At 55.7% G+C, this 16,543-nt stretch carries 13 protein-coding genes; 6 read left to right on the forward strand and 7 right to left on the reverse strand.

The features are described from left to right. Window positions 1-45: 45 nt before the first annotated feature. From HB393_RS10300 to HB393_RS10325, 6 genes are all read right to left on the reverse strand, one after another. Window positions 46-1,197, reverse strand: a complete 1,152-nt coding sequence (locus tag HB393_RS10300; protein ID WP_213805074.1) for an acyltransferase — start codon at window positions 1,195-1,197, stop codon at window positions 46-48. Continuing rightward, entirely contained in the window at window positions 1,181-2,449 is a 1,269-nt protein-coding gene (locus tag HB393_RS10305; protein WP_213805075.1) for a glycosyltransferase, read from the reverse strand. Before HB393_RS10305 ends, HB393_RS10300 begins: the two co-directional genes overlap by 17 nt. Further along, window positions 2,446-3,582 carry a glycosyltransferase family 4 protein gene (locus tag HB393_RS10310; RefSeq protein WP_213805076.1) on the reverse strand — a complete coding sequence of 379 codons (1,137 nt, stop codon included), beginning with the start codon at window positions 3,580-3,582 and terminating at the stop codon, window positions 2,446-2,448. The genes HB393_RS10305 and HB393_RS10310 overlap by 4 nt, the downstream gene beginning before the upstream one ends. Then, window positions 3,579-4,535: a glycosyltransferase family 2 protein gene (locus HB393_RS10315; protein WP_213805077.1), complete on the reverse strand. Its 957-nt coding sequence runs from the start codon at window positions 4,533-4,535 to the stop codon at window positions 3,579-3,581. The genes HB393_RS10310 and HB393_RS10315 overlap by 4 nt, the downstream gene beginning before the upstream one ends. Before the next feature lie 79 nt (window positions 4,536-4,614). Further along, window positions 4,615-5,715: an endo-1,4-beta-xylanase gene (locus HB393_RS10320; RefSeq protein ID WP_213805078.1), complete on the reverse strand. Its 1,101-nt coding sequence runs from the start codon at window positions 5,713-5,715 to the stop codon at window positions 4,615-4,617. A gap of 94 nt (window positions 5,716-5,809) precedes the next feature. Further along, on the reverse strand, window positions 5,810-6,742 hold the full coding sequence (locus HB393_RS10325) for a WecB/TagA/CpsF family glycosyltransferase (protein WP_255550965.1): 933 nt from the start codon (window positions 6,740-6,742) through the stop codon (window positions 5,810-5,812). A gap of 501 nt (window positions 6,743-7,243) precedes the next feature. On the opposite strand from HB393_RS10325, the gene leuB reads away from it, so the two are divergent. Continuing rightward, complete coding sequence (leuB, locus tag HB393_RS10330) at window positions 7,244-8,362, forward strand: 3-isopropylmalate dehydrogenase (protein WP_213805079.1); 1,119 nt, start codon at window positions 7,244-7,246, stop codon at window positions 8,360-8,362. A 324-nt stretch (window positions 8,363-8,686) separates the two neighbouring features. After that, a complete protein-coding gene (locus HB393_RS10335) occupies window positions 8,687-9,010 on the forward strand; it encodes a hypothetical protein (RefSeq protein ID WP_213805080.1) in 324 nt (107 codons plus the stop codon). Here HB393_RS10335 and HB393_RS10340 read toward each other — a convergent pair. Beyond that, a complete protein-coding gene (locus tag HB393_RS10340) occupies window positions 8,994-9,776 on the reverse strand; it encodes an SDR family NAD(P)-dependent oxidoreductase (RefSeq protein ID WP_213805081.1) in 783 nt (260 codons plus the stop codon). The two genes, HB393_RS10335 and HB393_RS10340, sit on opposite strands and share 17 nt — an antisense overlap. Window positions 9,777-10,037: 261 nt before the next feature. On the opposite strand from HB393_RS10340, the gene HB393_RS10345 reads away from it, so the two are divergent. The 4 genes from HB393_RS10345 to HB393_RS10360 all read left to right on the forward strand — a co-directional run bounded on the left by HB393_RS10345 (window position 10,038) and on the right by HB393_RS10360 (window position 16,507). After that, complete coding sequence (locus HB393_RS10345; protein WP_213805082.1) at window positions 10,038-11,558, forward strand: CehA/McbA family metallohydrolase; 1,521 nt, start codon at window positions 10,038-10,040, stop codon at window positions 11,556-11,558. A 185-nt stretch (window positions 11,559-11,743) separates the two neighbouring features. Further along, window positions 11,744-13,120, forward strand: a complete 1,377-nt coding sequence (locus tag HB393_RS10350; RefSeq protein ID WP_213805083.1) for an alkaline phosphatase family protein — start codon at window positions 11,744-11,746, stop codon at window positions 13,118-13,120. Window positions 13,121-13,196: 76 nt separating this feature from the next. After that, a complete protein-coding gene (locus HB393_RS10355; protein ID WP_213805084.1) occupies window positions 13,197-14,738 on the forward strand; it encodes a CoA-acylating methylmalonate-semialdehyde dehydrogenase in 1,542 nt (513 codons plus the stop codon). Window positions 14,739-15,529: 791 nt separating this feature from the next. Continuing rightward, a complete protein-coding gene (locus tag HB393_RS10360) occupies window positions 15,530-16,507 on the forward strand; it encodes a zinc-dependent alcohol dehydrogenase family protein (protein WP_213805085.1) in 978 nt (325 codons plus the stop codon). Window positions 16,508-16,543 lie beyond the last annotated feature (36 nt).

The following is a 16,543-nucleotide window of genomic DNA, read 5'->3' on the forward strand; positions in this document are numbered from 1 at the left end:
TCTGGCACAACGATTTGTTGAAAATATTCCCGACAAATATGCTCCTTAGACTGGCCTGCTGAGAACTCTGGCGAAGCGATCCTTTAGTCGCAGAAAAGGTGACTCGACCCATCGATACGAGGCGAATGCCAAAATGATTGTGAGAACAAATCCCACAGCTTTGGTGGCGAGGATCGCAGTTCCCGATACCGGATGAAAGAGACCTTTTGCCAGGAGTAGTCCTGTCAGATGCAGCAGGTAAAGCCCATAACTGACCTTGCCTAGACTTACCACCCAGGAACCTGTTAATAGTTTGCTTCGGCTATGGAGACAACCGTAGAGCATCGCTCCTGCGGCGAGTGAGATGATCAATCGTCCCGGAACTTCGCGCATGCTGATGGGGCCTGGTTGATCCGTCAGCCAGGCGGAGGCGAGAATCCAGCCTAGGAGACCGCCGCTTACCAATAGGAGACGTGCAAGGGTTCCAAGTTTTGGCAGACGATCTGCGAAGAGCGCAATCAGGATACCGAGAGCGATCGAATCACAACGTGCGGTGCTGCCGTAGTAGATGAATCCTCCACTGATCCCCGCAACTACAAAGACTGCACGGCATACCGTCGCGAGAATAAACATAACGATGGCCGATATGATGATTCCGCGACGCTCGAGCACCTTCACCATCAACGGCCAGATCAGGTAGAACTGCTCTTCGATGGAGACGGTCCACAGAGGAAACGCGATAGACTCTGGCCGCCCGAACACTGCATGTACCCAGTTGCCGACGAAGAGAAGATAGCCTGCGACGTAATACCACGGCAGATTCTGCTTCGCTACCGTATGCGAGAGTCCAATGCCCAAAGCTATTACCAGGAAGTAGAGTGGCCAGATCCGCAGGATCCGTCTCAGATAAAAGTATTTGAGTGAGATTTCACCAGTCTCCTGTTTTTCTTTCAACAAGAGGGACGTGATCAGGAATGCACTTAGCGCGAAGAAGAGGTCGACGCCTGCTGCTCCGGCCTTGACTGTCGCACCCCAGAACCATGGAAGCGGCAGATGCAGACCATGGTAGAAGCTAGCTTCGAATGGCAATGTGTGACACAAGAACACACCAAGGAATGCATAGAACCGTAGGCCATCGAGCTCCGGCTGGTAGAAGCGGCGTGCCACCGGTGCCCTTGATGATGCAACTTCACTCACGATCTCAGTTGATAGACCCACCGGCAACGCTCCTTCCATCATATTTCGCGGTTGATTGAGGCAAAGATTCGGACGGGAAAGCGGCGGGCGCTCCCTGCAAGGAATAATTGGGGATGCTGTTCCCCTCGTTTGCTAGATGTCTCTTCGGCGAGGCGATGATATCTCCGAAGAGGTCCTCGAGGCGCTTCGTTTGAAGCGCCAAGTTGAAGCGCTCCACTACTCGTCTGCGACCCGCGAGGCTGAAGCGCTGCCATAGCTCGCCGTCTTGCAGCAATCGCAGGATGGCTTGGGACAGTCCGTCAGGATCGTTTTGTGCGACGAGGAGACCGGTCTCTCCATCTTCTACAGCCTCCGGAATCCCGCCGCTTCTTGTGCTGACGACCGGTAATCCCATGGCCTGTGCCTCGATAAACACGATGCCGAAGCCCTCTGCATCGCCCGAAGCAGCAACCAGACTCGGGACACAGAAGACCGACGCCTTGGCCATCCATTCCTTCACGACGGCGGGTGGCTGCGATCGCAAAAATCTGCAGCGGACTTGCCGAGCCGCGGCCAGCTCTTCGCAGGCCGCACGAAGCGGGCCGTCCCCGATCACGATCAGTTCGGCTTCGGGGCAGTCTCGCTGCACCTTGGCCATGGCTTCGATCAGGCTGGCGCAACCTTTTTTTTCTACCAACCGCCCGACAAACAAGACTAACTGCCCCTCGCGTTGAGTCGAAGGAGGCTGGAACTCCGTAATGTCCACACCGATGGAGTGAACAATTGTGCGATCGGCAGGATATCCGCGTTCAATAGCTCGCGCGCGGACATATGCAGAACAAGCCACGAAGAGCGCGCCTTCCTGCTGTAACTTGGCGCGTCCTTTCAGGTACTCGCGTCCAAGACGGGTCTCGCCCAGGACATTGTCGTTTATTGTTACGTCGTAGCCGTGCAGTGCTGTCACGAGTGGCACGTCAAGCTGTTTTGCAAGACGCATCGCTGCGTAGCCATCCAATGCAAAGTGCGCGTAGACGAGCCTAGGCGATTGTGTCTGAAGTCGCGCGAGGTTATCGGCTGTGGGGCCCAGGTAACGGAAGCGCAGCTCGCGAAGTTTTCCCCACTGGCTGCCATTGTCGGCCGTCCAACTCCTATCTTCAGGAACTTCCAATCCGGCTACCCTGCGCCATCCTACGAAGTAAGGCTCAAAGCGCCGCATTGCCGCAGCCTGGGTGACGATAAAGGTCTCGGAACGCGGCAATAGTTGAATGCGGAAGATTACGATTCCCTCACTCATAGTGCCACCATGCTTGTGTTTGGAACGGTCCCGAGTACGTGACTGTAGATTCGCTCGTACTGCGGTACGATCTCTGTCCAAGAGAATCGCCGTGTCGCATTGCGCGCTGCCTCTCCCATGGTTGCTATCTGTCTTGGCGATATCTCCAGCGCGCGCATCAAGTATGCAGAGAGGTCCTTCGCCTCTGCATCCACCAAAAATCCGTTTACTTCATGCTGGATCACATCAGGATGGGCACCCACTGCGGTGACTACTGGCACCGTCGCTGCGCTCATCGCCTCGATCGTCGACAGACCGAATCCCTCATAGGCCGATGCTGACACAAACAAATGAGCCCGTTCGAGCAGGCTGTACAACTCCTCTCGAGTGGTCGCGCCGCGAAAGCGGACTCGTCCGCCGAGACCAAGCTCGATAGCACGGCGTTCGAGTGGATCGCGAAGCCCAGCGAAGTCCGCACCGACCCATTCGAGCTTCATCGCCGGATAGCGATCCTTCAAAGGAGCCATTGCCTCTAAGACTTTGTGAACGCATTTGTTTTCCGCCAGTCGCGAGATCCCCAATAACAGACCGGGCTCCACTCGTTTCTTCACGCTCCAAAAACGATCGATGTTGGCGCCGTTTTCGATCAGATGGATGCGTTCCGGTTCTACGATCTCTTCGAATTTCTCGCGATCCTGTTGGCTTACACATACCACCGCACCCACGCCTCCCAGCGATAAGCGGGTTATCGTGTTGAAGTACATTTGCTTAAAGCGGCTTGCCCACTTCGTGTGAAAGATGCCTCCATGGGTACTGACCACCAAGGGGATGCGGTGGAGCGGCCGCAATATGCTCAGATAGTCCACGAAGAAATCGATCGCATGGATATGCACCAGATCGTATCCGCGAATCTCCGCGAGGGCCGCAGGCGCAACAGGATAGCGGCGCGGCCCCCAATGCCGCATACGCCGCACCGCCAGTCCTGCTTCAACCGATTCTTTCGATGCCATCGTCCCGCTGGCAAACAGCGACTTTAACGTAGCTACCTGTACAGTATGTCCCCTCTGTTGCAGGGCACAGCCGAGCCCCTCCACAACACTTTCGATTCCGCCTTCGGAGGGAAGGAACTGACGAGTTAGCTGAAGAATCTTCATCGCGAGTGCACCAAGGCTCCCAATGCTGGACGTCGAGCCATCCAATCGCGCAAACGCCGACGATGCCGACGAGGCAGCAACCACATAGCCAGAAAGATCGAATAATCACGAAGCGTAGTCTTGCCGTGGCGTAGAACTTCAAATAGAAGTGTGGGGAAGGCACGCCATTCCGCCTGCTCTGATGCCTCCGGCGCAATTTGGTGCAGAACAAAGCCAGTCAGTGCGCGAGGAGTAAAGAGATGCCGATCGCGGCGCACCCACTCCAGTGAGTAACGCCAGTTCGACTTACTGCTTACCGAAGCGCGTTCTTCTTCAATGTAGTGAATTGCCATAATCTCATTGACAAACACGGGCTTGGCGCCAGGTAATTGACCCACTCTTAGCAGCCACTCGGTGTCCTGGTGTTTCAACTGGCCGCTTTTGAATGGCTGGGCTTGCATCAAGGTGCGGCGCACAAAGAAGGTCGATGTTTGAATGGATCCTTCACCGCGAGAGAGGGTACGACGCGCCAATAGATACTCGCAGAGCGGCTCATTTGGTTCCGGCATTCGGCGCGGCCACACGTAGTCCTTACCAGGTGTGCGTGCAATGATCTTGCAAGTCCCGATTACAACTGGCGCCGTGGATGCTGTCACCGCGTCGAGCTGAGCTTGTAGCTTGCCGGGGAGCCATTCATCGTCATCATCGAGGAACGCGATCCATTCGCCTGAGGCTTCAGTCACTCCACGGTTGCGCGCATCGGATCCTCCGATGCTGGTAGGTAACGCGACCACACGGACTCGGCTGTCCTCCTGAGCTAAGCTTGTCAATGCTTGTTCTGTGGCCGGGTCTGTGCCGTCGATGACAACCACTGCCTCGACCTGTCGTAGAGTCTGGGCCAGAACGCTGCGCACCGCACGAAGCAATAGCTCCGGTCGCCCTCGCGTTGGGATCACGGCTGAGACAAGAACCATAGCTCAAACTCCTTTAGCTTTCGGTTTGCAGTGAAGATGACTCGTTAGACACCTGGAGCTATTTGCAAAAATTGCGAAATCAGGCCCGACGAGGTGCTGTCTCAAGTGCATCCGCTATGGCGTAGTAGGCCGGCTTGGGTTGACAGTTCGCGTCGAACGCAAGAGGGCGCGCAGGTAAACCATCTTTACGTGGAGCATATCCGGAGAGCCATGTGAAGGCATCCGAGAGGCCCCATGCAATCACACCTTTTACTGCCGACTGCCGCAAGGTAGCAGTAAGAAATTTCTTGTAGATATCAGCGACTGTTTGGTCACGCTCGCTGACGTCCGCGGGCAAGGTTACATCTTGAATATCAAGCTCCGTAATGAAGATCTTCATCCCGCGTTTCGCGAGTTCGGCAAGAAATGCTTCGTAGCTGGCATCGCCTAGAACATTTGCCTGGTTGCCTCGGAGGTGCGATTCCAGTCCGATGCCATGAATCGGAACTCCCTGCTCCAATAGAATGTCAAGCTGGGCGAGCATCGCTCTGCGCTTCGCAGCGCCGAACCCATTGGACACCTCGAGATAGTTTTCGTTCCATATCAGAAGAGCATGAGGATCGGCAGCAGCCGTGGCGCGAAATGCCTTCTCTATGTAGTCCACACCGATGTTTTGCAGCCAAGGACTTGTCCGGAGTCCATCCTGTCGTTGACTGCCAGGATCCAACGCTTCATTTACTACGTCCCAGGAGTAAAGCTTTCCAGCGAAATGTCCGGCGACTGCATGAATATGATCCAGCATGATGGTCTCGGCGGTCGTTGACGAGAGGCGGCCTGGTATCCATGCGGGCAGGGAATCGTGCCATACCAAAGTGTGTCCTCGCACCTTGATGTGGTTCGTCTCGCAAAATGTAACCAGTTGGTCGGCCGATGCAAAGTCGTAGACGCCCGGCTGATGACTCAGGGAGTTCCATTTCATTTGCAACTCCGGCGTTGCGATATCGCACTGAGATATAAATAGCTGTTTGTAAGCAGGAGATTGGGTGAAGTACTTCAACGCCAGCGAAGATCCAAACATTAATCCTTTGTGATCAGCCAACTGCTTCAAAGGCGACATCGCGGCATGTGCAATCGCTGTAGACGAACTCCAATTCGCGGCTGCTGCCGCTCCTAACGCCGTTACAAAGTCTCTGCGATTCATTGTGATGTCTCCTCCGGTTAAGCCTTGTTCCCGCGGTCAAGATAACTTATGCAAACGTTCGACCGATTCTGTAAACCTGCGTCAGAGTGCTTGCTCAACCCCCTCGTTGTGCTTTGGCCTTTAGTCTGCCGCCGGTACGTAGATAATCCATCATCAATAAACTTAGGACGTACCAGGGCTCCACGCAGTAACGCCTGAAGAGGCGACGAGGCTCGTTTACCAGACGGAAGGCCCATTCCAAACCCATACGGCCGGCCCAACGTGGCGGCGTAGGTACAGCACCTGCGATGTAATCGATGGCCGCGCCGTTCGATGACAGGATCACGCTTGCTTCAAGCCGAGCCGCATTCTCATATGTCCAATACTCCTGTCGTGGCATGCTCATTCCTACCATCAACAGATCAGGGCGATATGAATTGATGCGCTCCAACAGAGCTTCATTCTCTGCACTGCCTTGCCTGGCATCGAAGTATCCACCACTTACCTCGATCTGAAGACCGGGATACAACCTGCGGAGTTCCGCCGCGCCCTTCTCAGCTACTTCGTGAGGTGAACCGAGGTTGAAGACTCGCCATCCTCTTTGTGCTGCTACCGCCATAAGCGGAAGAAGAGAGTCGGCCAGCGTAACTCGGTGCTCGCGCTTCAGTGGATAGCCATAGAGCCGTCCTAGTGCCACCAGCGGCATCCCGTCGATAAAGGTCCAGTCTGCATTTGCATAAAACTCGCGCAACCTGGGGCGACGGTGAAAGAGATAGACGCTGTGTAAATTATGGTTGGAAATAATCCATCTTTTGTCCCCTACAACACCTTCTTCCACTAATGCAACTAACTCAGGCAACGACTTGGGATGTAGCGTTAATCCAAAGAAGGAGACTGCGCCATTGTCTTTGAGCTGTGCTGAGGCAACAGTAGCTTCTCGAAGGGGAGAGATAGGTTCGCGTATGTGCATAGCCTCGAAGTGGACATCCGAATCCGATGTTAGGGGTTTGTCGAGGGCTCTCACAAGGAACAGAAATGACTGAATCATGCTTCGCCCGCAGTGCTTGATAAGCAGGCCTGAAGGAATTAGTACCAAAGTTCTATAGACCTTTTCTCATAGTTTCCGTATGGTGATGATCTGGATGTACGTCGTGCCGTCGTATTTTCCAAAAGGCGCGCGATCCGATCCTCTTCCTTCTAGAAATCAGCGTATTTGGAGATAGTGTTGAGCCTTTCTTGACTTCAGAGAGGCGAAGCACTTCCACCATGCAGAGGCCCTAAGACCCAATCTCGCGTGCAGAAGGGTGTGCTTTCACCGAGAATCAGGTTTCATGAATTTGAATGGATATTCATGAGCTGAACTTTGCTGAGATCCTGCGGTGGAGTTCACTTCCTTCGCTTCTGGTACAAGCAGAGGAACTCCTCAGAATCAGAAAATGGCACGTCTACGCTACACTGGCTATCCCCGCAAAAATACAGGTCTAGCACGGTTACAGTTCTTCAAGTGCCGGAATGACCAGTTGCGAGGTAAAGGAGTTAGCGAATTTCCATGAATAAGAGGAAGAAATTTTCGTTGCTGGTACTACCCGGCGATGGCATCGGACCCGAGGTGATGCGTGAGGCCCTTCGTGTCGTGGAGTGGGTCGGTCAATATGCCGGAGTGGAATTCGCAATCAACCTTGGAACCGTTGGCGGCGCGGCAATCGACGCCTATGGCACCCCCATTCAGGACGAGACAATTGAAGAAGCCAAACAGGTGGATGCGGTTTTATTCGGGGCGGTAGGCGGTCCGCGATGGGAGAAGCTAGATTTTTCGTTACGGCCAGAGATTGCGATTCTGCGCCTACGACGGGATCTTTCCCTCTTCGCCAATCTGCGGCCTGTTACTGTCTTCGATCCACTGATCGAGACCAGCACAATCAAACCAGAGGTGATTCGCAATCTTGACCTGGTGATCGTTCGCGAATGCATGGGCGGCCTCTACTTCGGTGAGCCGCGAGGGATTGAGACCATGCCGGATGGGCAGACCCGCGGCTTCAATACGGAGACCTATTCGACTAACGAGATAGAAAGGGTTGCGAGAGTTGCCTTTGATCTAGCGCGACGTCGCCGGCGTATCGTGTGCAGTGTGGAGAAGGCAAATGTAACGGAGAGCGGTCTGGTATGGCGGCAGGTCATCTCGAAGCTTCACGAACGAGAGTTCGAAGATATCGAGCTCCGGCACATGTATGCGGATAACTGTGCCATGCAACTGGTTCGAAATCCGAAGCAATTCGACGTCATTGTTACTGGCAATATCTTTGGAGATATTCTTTCGGATCTTGCGTCGATGCTGACGGGGAGCTTGGGAATGCTGCCTTCAGCGACGATCGGTAGCTCGACTGGAGATTCTTTTCGCCCTGCGTTGTACGAACCGATTCACGGCTCTGCGCCAGATATTGCAGGTAAGGGCATCGCAAATCCTATGGCCCAGATTCTCAGCGTGGCGATGATGTTACGCTTATCCCTCGATTTAGAGAAAGAAGCAGAGCTGGTAGAACAGGCCTGTATTCAGTCACTTGCGAGGGGAGCAAGAACTGCGGATCTAGCCCTAGCCGGAGAGCCGGCTCTTACGACGACGGAGATGGGGGACGCTGTCCTACGAGAGCTCGAGAGCCTAATAACGTAGTTCAAGTAGAGGCTCAGTCCGCTCTGGCGGGTTGATTGATTGTCGGTCGATTTTGCCAAGTCGCAAAGTCCCGTGTATGCTGCGAAACATGTCGCACACGATCTTGCGAATCTCTGAATGCGTCCCGTCGCACCTTCAAATCTTTGGATTGGGGAGAGAGATTCCTGTGCAAATTAGCATTATTGCGATTCGTATGGATGGCGGAACCTGACGTTCAGAATAATTGCCCTGAATGAAAGCCGCCATAGAAAGCTATGGCGGCTTTTTCGTGCAGCGAACCATAACAATGGATGCATAGGAACCAGGCGAAGAGGCTAGACGACGATGGAGTGGACTTACAAGATCAACGCTACATCCGGACCGAGGGTGCTGATGAGGATCGCGCAGGTATTCGACCAGCAGATGGTTTTAATACGTGCATGCCACCTGCTCGATAGCGGTAACGAACTTAATATCGCGATCACAGTCGACATTGGCGCGGAATTGGCTCGGCGAATTCACGCAAAACTCTATAAGCAACTGGATCTGGAGCATATTGATCTCGTCGCTGGACGCCTACCTCACTTGCAGGATGACAAGGTAGAACGCCCAGCAATTTACGAGATTTCCTCCATGAATGAAGAGGTGCGGACTAGAGAGGCGGAGTGAAGCGCCCATCGATCGCAGTCCAGCCGCCGTCGACAATGGTCAAGGTACCAGTTACAAAGGATCCGGCGTCAGACGCAAGATACACGACGGCGCCGGCCATCTCATGTGGCTTGGCCCAGCGTCCCAGGGCGCTCTTCTGCGCATAGGCGTTGTACCAATCCTTATTAGCAGCAATCGGTGCTGTAAGTGGGGTATCGACTACTCCTGGCCCTATGGCGTTGACGCGCACGCCACTTGATGCGAGCTCGGCGGCGAGGGTTCGGCACATCTGCAGCACTCCTGCCTTCGTGGCGGCATAGACTCCTTGACCCGGTTCCACCGTGATAGCCCGGATGCTGGCGAAGGCGATGATGCTGCCTTTGCCACGCTTCTTCATGTTGCGTCCTGCCGCGGTGATGAGACGGAAGGTGCCTTTGAGGTTCAATGAGACGACTCGATCGAACTCCTCTTCGGTCATATCAAGCAAGGGCTTGCGGACATTGATTGCAGGTGTGCTGACCAGAACATCCAGATCCGGCAACGCTGCAATAGCTTGAATGACACCATCCCCATCACGCATGTCGAAGGCCAGGGCTTCAGCTAGGCCGCCTGTTTCCTTGATGCTATCGGCCACTTTTTGCGCTGCTTCGAGGTTGAGATCCGCGCAAAGAACGTATGCTCCATGAGCCGCGAGACCAAGTGCGGCGGCCTCGCCTATACCGCTGCCTGCGCCTACGACGAGTGCTTTTCTTCCCGTCAGATCGAAAAGTTTCTTGTAGTCAAACACTGTTTTTACTCCCTTTAGGAAAATGTCTCAGCAGCGGAACGTCTCTTTTCGAGAGTGTTTCGCCGCATGGAGGTGCAATAGTTGTCGGATTTCTGGTCGCAGACTGTAACAGTGATTGACTCTAAATCTTATTTTCGGTTTTGCCTATGACCTCGCTTTCTGATGAGGCAATGATTGGGCTTTGAAGGGATATCTTTTGTGGGCTGATATGCTTTTGCTTAAATCAGTGCAAAAAATAGGAACTTTTAGAAAGTGATCTCTATGCCCTCTTGCGTGCGTTTCTTCCAGGCTAAATTCGGAGTCTTAGCCGTAGTCATAGCTGCAATGCTTGCCAGCACGTCGCTTCTGGGAGAGACGCAAGCCGCTGCTGCGAACGTCCCTGCACCTGGCGAGGACATTGTGCTCCATGGCGTGATTACAGCGGAGAAACTAGGCAAGCATGAGATGCTGCCCTTCACTGTGCCTGCGGGGATAGAACGCATGACAGTAGAGTTGATCTCCCCTGGCTTCCAGAAAGGGATGTATCTCACCGCTGGATTGTTCGATCCGCAGCGCTATCGTGGCGAGGGCCGTAGCGTATTTACCGTTTCAACAGTCGATGCCACCGGCCCATATCTACCGGGTCCGATTGTGCCGGGAACGTGGCGTCTGGCCATCGGATACAACTTCGTTGCGGCGAACGCGAAGGGGGAATTTACAGTAAAGATTCACCTTTCAAAGCAACTCGATCTGGAGCACTACAAAGTAATTCGTTCGAAAGCGGGCTGGTACAAGGGAGATTTGCACTCGCATACCGGTTTGACCGATGCGATGTGTAAGAGCCAGTCCGGAGCGGATGTGCCGTGCCCGCCATCGAAGTTGTTCGAGGCTGCGGCCAAGCAGAAGTTGGATTTTCTCGCGGTTACTGACCACAACACAGCAGCCACGTTCAACGAGATTATGCAGGCGCAGTTGTACTACGACCAGATGTTACTGATCGGCGGCGAGGAAATAACGACCGTGAAGGGCCACGCCAATGTCTGGGGGACGGAAGGCTTTTTAGACTATCGAGTAGCGGAAAGTGGTTTTACGGCGAATGATCTGTTCGACCAGGCCCATAAACTGCATGCGTTGGTAAGTATCAATCACTCCTACTGGCCCTATGACGGCCGCTGTCCTGGGTGTGGTTGGGGCTGGGAGCAGACGGACTTCAGCAAGCTCGATGCGATCGAGATTATCAATGGCTACCATGAGCATGGTTCGTGGTTTACTCCGCCACCCGGCAATGGGGTTCCTTTCTGGGAGCAGCAGCTCGCGAGAGGATTGCGGCCGACGGGAGTTGGCGGAGGGGATGAACATCGTGCAGGGGAGCAGCTTGCGCTGCACGATGGCGTTGGGATTCCGACGACAGTCGTTTACGCTCGGGAGCTCTCACAACCTGCAATTCTCGAGGGGATCAAGGCTGGTCATGTCTTCGTGCAGGTCACAGGGCCGGATGGAACGCCGCTCTACCTCAGTGCAGGCTCCGCCATCATGGGAGATGCAATCGTCGCAGAGGCCGGGAAGCGTGTTTGGTTCAAGATGACAACGCAGGAGTTCGGACAGGCAAAGCTAAGACTGCTCGTCGATGGCATAGCGGTGAACGACTTGCCAGCAGTCCAACAGAGTACCGCGGCAGAGGTGAATTGCCTCTATGACTGGCTTTCGGACGGAAAGCGCCACTGGGTTCGCGCAGAGCTGGATAGTGCCGACGGGGACCCGATCACGCTGACGAACCCGATTTATGTCAATTGGGGACAGTGACGGGCATTTTGGTGCAAAAGTTTCGTTATTTGTCGGTATACCGATTGTTGACATATGGGCACAGGCTGTCTACGATCAAGTCCACACCGATTAGAAGCATTTTTGAAACTCCTTTTGGGGGAGCGTGTCGAAGTGCCGCTGCATCTTTGCATGTCGAATCAGGATCACGACCAGAGGTCTCACGGATGAGACGGATCGACCGTTCGCACCTTGCCAGTCAGAGACATCGGATCGTGCTGGCTTTGGCGCTGATGTGCCTCGCGCAGAGATCATACGCGCAGAACTCGTCCAGCGAACGCCAAGTCATCGTGATCTCCATCGATGGTTTGACTCCCGTAGAGTACGAAGAGCTAGCGGCTCATCACCTGCAAATCCCGAATCTTGAGGCAATGCGTGCAGGTGGCTGCGCGTCGCCTGGAGTGTTGGTCACTCTGCCGGCGAGTACGTATCCCAATCACACTGCGATGATCACTGGCGTTCCTCCGGCGCTTCATGGAGTTATCAGCAACACTCCGATCGATCCCTTCAACCTGGAGAACGGCGGTTGGTACTACTACGCCGACAAGATCAAGGTTCCGACGCTCTGGCAGGTGATGCGCCGCGCTGGGGTGAAGACCGCGGCGGTTTCGTGGCCCGTGACAGTGGGAGCGGAGATCGACTACCTGTTGCCGGAGTATCGTCCTGTGCGGACGGAGGAGGATGCGGCGCTGATGCGTGCTCTCTCTACACCCGGACTCTTCCACGAGGCTGAGGTGATGGGGAAGGACAGTGGTCCTGCGATGGGAGACGCGTGGCGAACGGAGGCAGTGATCGATATCCTCCGTACGCGCAAGCCGCAGATGATGTTCCTGCACCTGAGCGGATTGGATGAGGCGCAGCACAAGTATGGGCCGCATTCGCCGGAGTCGCATGCCGAGCTTGAGGTGCTGGATGGCGATATCGGCAAGATACGGCGATCGGTCGAGACTAGCGGAAAGGCTGGGAATACGGCTTGGATCATCGTCTCCGATCACGGGTTTCTGGCGGTGTCGAAGGTGATGAATCCTATGGTCGCGCTTCGCGAGGCTGGTCTGATCACGACCGATGCCAATGGCAAGGTGACCGCTTGGAAGGTATATCCTCGCAACCACACTGGATCGCTCTTCCTGGAGGCTAAGGACAAGGGCGATGCTCAGAGTATCGCGAAGGCGACTGCGGTGATGCAGGAGCTGGCGAAGGATCCAGAGAATGGGATCGCCAAGCTAGATTCCGTCGAGGATCTGAAGGGTTTGGGCGCAGATCCGGATGCGTTTCTGGCGGCGGAAGCTGCTCCAGGATTTGGTTTCGGCAACGGCATTAGCGGGCCGTTGCGGACGAGCTCTGCGCAGAAGGGCGCTCATGGATACAGCCCTTCGCTGGCGGAGATGCATGCTTCGTTCATCCTGTTCGGAGCGGGAGTTCAGCCTTGCAAATCATTGCCTGGCGTGAGGATTATGGATGTGGGGCCAACTGCTGCAGCGTTGTTAGGTGTGACGATGCCGAATACACAGGGCGTCGCTGTGGACCACGTCGCGGGCCGATAGAGCTCTCGAAGGTTCATAATGTTTGGAGATTTTGAGACTATTCTCGGTTCGCCGGAAAAAATGAGGTAACGAAATTATGTCTACTGTTGTGACTCCCGACTTGACTTCTGTATCGAACGAGACTGTCCGCACGATCAACCATTGGATTAACGGCAAAGCGGTGGCCGGCACCTCCGGCCGAACCAGCGATGTTTACAACCCTGCGACCGGACGGGTGCAGGCCAAGGTGGCCCTAGCCAACCGTGCGGAGATGGACATGGCGGTCGACGCTGCCGTGGCGGCGTTTCCGGGCTGGGCCGCGCAGCCTCCCTTGCGGCGCGCGCGGGTGCTGTTTCGCTTCCGGGAGCTGTTTGAGCAGCATCTCGATAAGTTTGCCGAGTTGATCACATCGGAGCATGGCAAGGTGCTCTCCGATGCCAAGGGCGAGGCGACACGCGGGTTGGAGGTCGTCGAGTTCGCGACCGGAATTCCGCATCTGCTGAAGGGCGAGTTCTCCGAGCAGGTTGGGACCGACATCGATAGCTGGTCGATGCGGCAACCGCTGGGCGTCGTTGCAGGCATTACGCCGTTCAACTTCCCGGCGATGGTGCCGATGTGGATGTTTCCTGTCGCGCTGGCTTGCGGCAACTGTTTCATCCTGAAGCCTAGCGAGCGCGATCCGAGCGCTTCGCTGTTGATCGCGGAGTTGCTGAAGAAGGCGGGCCTTCCGGATGGCGTCTTCAGCGTCGTTCACGGCGATAAGGAGGCTGTCGACCTCATTCTGGAGCACCCGTCGATCCAGGCGGTGAGCTTCGTCGGTTCGACGCCGATTGCGGAGTACGTCTACCGGACGGGAACAGCGAACGGCAAGCGCGTCCAGGCTCTGGGCGGAGCGAAGAACCACATGATCGTGATGCCGGACGCGGATCTGGATCAGGCCGCGGACGCGCTGGTAGGCGCTGCCTATGGCTCGGCCGGAGAGCGCTGCATGGCGATCTCGGTTGCGGTTGCCGTGACCAATGCGACTGCGGATGCGCTGATCGAGAAGCTGACTCCGCGCATTGCGAAGTTGCTAGTGGCCGATGGCACCAATCCTGCCGCTGAGCTGGGGCCGCTGGTGACAGGCATCCACCTCGAAAAGGTACGAGGCTACGTCGAGCTTGGAGCCAAAGAGGGCGCCGAGTTGCTGGTCGACGGGCGCGATGCCGCGCTTCCGCGAGGCGACGGCTTCTTCCTGGGAGCCTGTCTGTTCGACCATGTGAAGCCGGAGATGCGGATCTACAAGGAAGAGATCTTCGGGCCGGTGCTGGGCATCGTGCGGGCTCGCGACTTCGAGACTGCGCTGGAGTTGATCAACGACCACGAGTTCGGCAACGGCACTGCGATCTTTACCCGCGACGGCGATACCGCACGCACCTTCGTCCACAAGGTGAAGGTGGGCATGGTGGGGGTCAACGTACCGATTCCGGTGCCGATGGCGTTCCATAGCTTCGGTGGATGGAAGCGCTCTCTCTTCGGCGATCATGCGATGCATGGGCCGGAGGGTGTTCGCTTCTACACGCGGATCAAGACGGTGACGGCACGCTGGCCCACGGGTATCCGCGTGGGTGTCGATACGAGCATGCCTACGCTGGGGTAGGTCTCCTTTCCCGGGGGGTGCCCCTTCGCGTCTTTGTGCTTGCGAAGGGGGCGCCCCCGGAAAATTAACCTTCTCACCCACCGCTTTTAACCCACAAAGCCGAAAGGCATCCAACCAACTTCTGGGATGTCGTAAAAACTAAACCGAAGTCGCCACCCCTCTGCCGAAACGAGGCTCCTGCGTGCGAACTACTTGCTAGTTAGGATGGGGACCCCGAATGAAGGCGAAGCCCGAAACGACAGATCTATCTTCCTTGCTTGTTCTCCCCAAACCCCAGCAAAATCACTTGTCAAGTCCCAAAATCGCCATCTCTTTCAAAACAAAGCAAATAAATCGAAATAAAAGTGGCACTTTAGTTTCAAGCAAATCCGTAAACTAGATTTAGAGATCAAAAAAAGCAGGCTCGGCTCCGCAGCCGGGGCATAACTCTTTTATTTGTGCCTATTTGGATGTAAGCCTTTTGTTTCAAGAATCTGAAATCAGAGGCCCCCTAAGCGCTTCAAAAAAACCCGCTTACGCGCGGGCAAGGGGGGCACCCCCTGCTACTCCCGTTCGGGGTTGGGTAGCACCCTTCGCAAGAACAAAGGCGCGAAGGATGAGGCACCCGGGCGGTTGTGGGTGGGTTGAGGAAGACGGACGTGCTTCGCACGATACCCCACCCTATTTGCGATGAGGCTGCAAAAAGGGTGGGGCACCCGCTTTTGTGCTACTTCGGTTTAGAGCGGGTAGTACGATCCCATAGGCGAGTTGCTCTCTCGAATATTAGAAGGCTGCAGTAAGAAAGGAACGATATGCAGGCCTATGTGGTTGAAGAGGTCGGCGGCGGTTTTCGGAAGGTCGATCTTTCTCGTCCCGCGCTCAAAGCGAATCAGGTTTTGGTCAGGATTCAAACCAGCGGGGTGAATCCGCTGGATGCCAAGATTCGTGCAGGCAAGGCGGCGCATGCGAAGCAGCCGCTTCCAGCGGTGCTTGGTCTAGATATGGCTGGCGTTGTGGAAGAGGTAGCCGCCGGCGTCACTGCCTTCAGGCCGGGCGACGAGGTCTATGGCATGGTGGGCGGAGTCGGTGGGCTCCAGGGTACTCTTGCAGAGTTCATCGCCGCCGATGCGGACCTGCTCGCGCATAAGCCCAAGAATCTTTCGATGCGTGAGGCTGCGGCGCTTCCGTTGATTACGATCACCGCCTGGGAAGGGTTGGTGGATCGCGCAAAGGTTCACGCTGGCCAGGCCGTGCTGATCCATGCGGGGGCGGGTGGCGTTGGGCACATCGCGATCCAGATTGCGCGCGCTTATGGAGCTAAGGTCTTCGCCACTGTCTCGCCTGGCAAGCGAAGCCTCGTGGAGGACCTCGGCGCTATACCCATCGACTACCGCTCTTCTTCCGTCGAAGAGTATGTTGCCGCCAACACCGAAGGGAAAGGCTTCGATATCGTCTACGACACCGTAGGCGGCGCTACGCTGGACGCGTCTTTCCTTGCCGCGAAGCGCTATACCGGCCACGTTGTAAGCTGCCTCGGCTGGGGATCGCATTTGCTCGCTCCGCTCTCTTTTCGAGGAGCGACCTACTCCGGCGTGTTTACCCTGTATTCGCTGATCAGTGGCGAGAGCCGTGCGCATCAGGGCAAGATACTTGCCGATGCGGGAGCACTTGCCGAAGCAGGAGGCTTGAAGCCCATGCTAAGCGACCAACGTTTTTCCATTGCGGAGATTGGCGCGGCCCATGCTCTGGTCGAATCCGGCGTTGCAGGAAAGGTTGTCGTGGAGCTTTGAACCAGCGGGGAATGGATTCAGGAATGCGAATCCTGC

This window comes from Granulicella sp. dw_53, from assembly GCF_018449545.1.
GTDB lineage: Bacteria > Acidobacteriota > Terriglobia > Terriglobales > Acidobacteriaceae > Edaphobacter.

What these genes read in the sequence shown, in the direction of transcription:
- HB393_RS10305 (WP_213805075.1), bottom strand. Translation starts at nt 2,449, where the DNA reads ATGAGTGAGGGAATCGTAATCTTCCGCATTCAACTATTGCCGCGTTCC.
- HB393_RS10310 (WP_213805076.1), bottom strand. Translation starts at nt 3,582, where the DNA reads ATGAAGATTCTTCAGCTAACTCGTCAGTTCCTTCCCTCCGAAGGCGGA.
- HB393_RS10315 (WP_213805077.1), bottom strand. Translation starts at nt 4,535, where the DNA reads ATGGTTCTTGTCTCAGCCGTGATCCCAACGCGAGGGCGACCGGAGCTA.
- HB393_RS10320 (WP_213805078.1), bottom strand. Translation starts at nt 5,715, where the DNA reads ATGAATCGCAGAGACTTTGTAACGGCGTTAGGAGCGGCAGCAGCCGCG.
- HB393_RS10325 (WP_255550965.1), bottom strand. Translation starts at nt 6,742, where the DNA reads ATGATTCAGTCATTTCTGTTCCTTGTGAGAGCCCTCGACAAACCCCTA.
- leuB (WP_213805079.1), top strand. Translation starts at nt 7,244, where the DNA reads ATGAATAAGAGGAAGAAATTTTCGTTGCTGGTACTACCCGGCGATGGC.
- HB393_RS10335 (WP_213805080.1), top strand. Translation starts at nt 8,687, where the DNA reads ATGGAGTGGACTTACAAGATCAACGCTACATCCGGACCGAGGGTGCTG.
- HB393_RS10345 (WP_213805082.1), top strand. Translation starts at nt 10,038, where the DNA reads ATGCCCTCTTGCGTGCGTTTCTTCCAGGCTAAATTCGGAGTCTTAGCC.
- HB393_RS10350 (WP_213805083.1), top strand. Translation starts at nt 11,744, where the DNA reads ATGAGACGGATCGACCGTTCGCACCTTGCCAGTCAGAGACATCGGATC.
- HB393_RS10355 (WP_213805084.1), top strand. Translation starts at nt 13,197, where the DNA reads ATGTCTACTGTTGTGACTCCCGACTTGACTTCTGTATCGAACGAGACT.
- HB393_RS10360 (WP_213805085.1), top strand. Translation starts at nt 15,530, where the DNA reads ATGCAGGCCTATGTGGTTGAAGAGGTCGGCGGCGGTTTTCGGAAGGTC.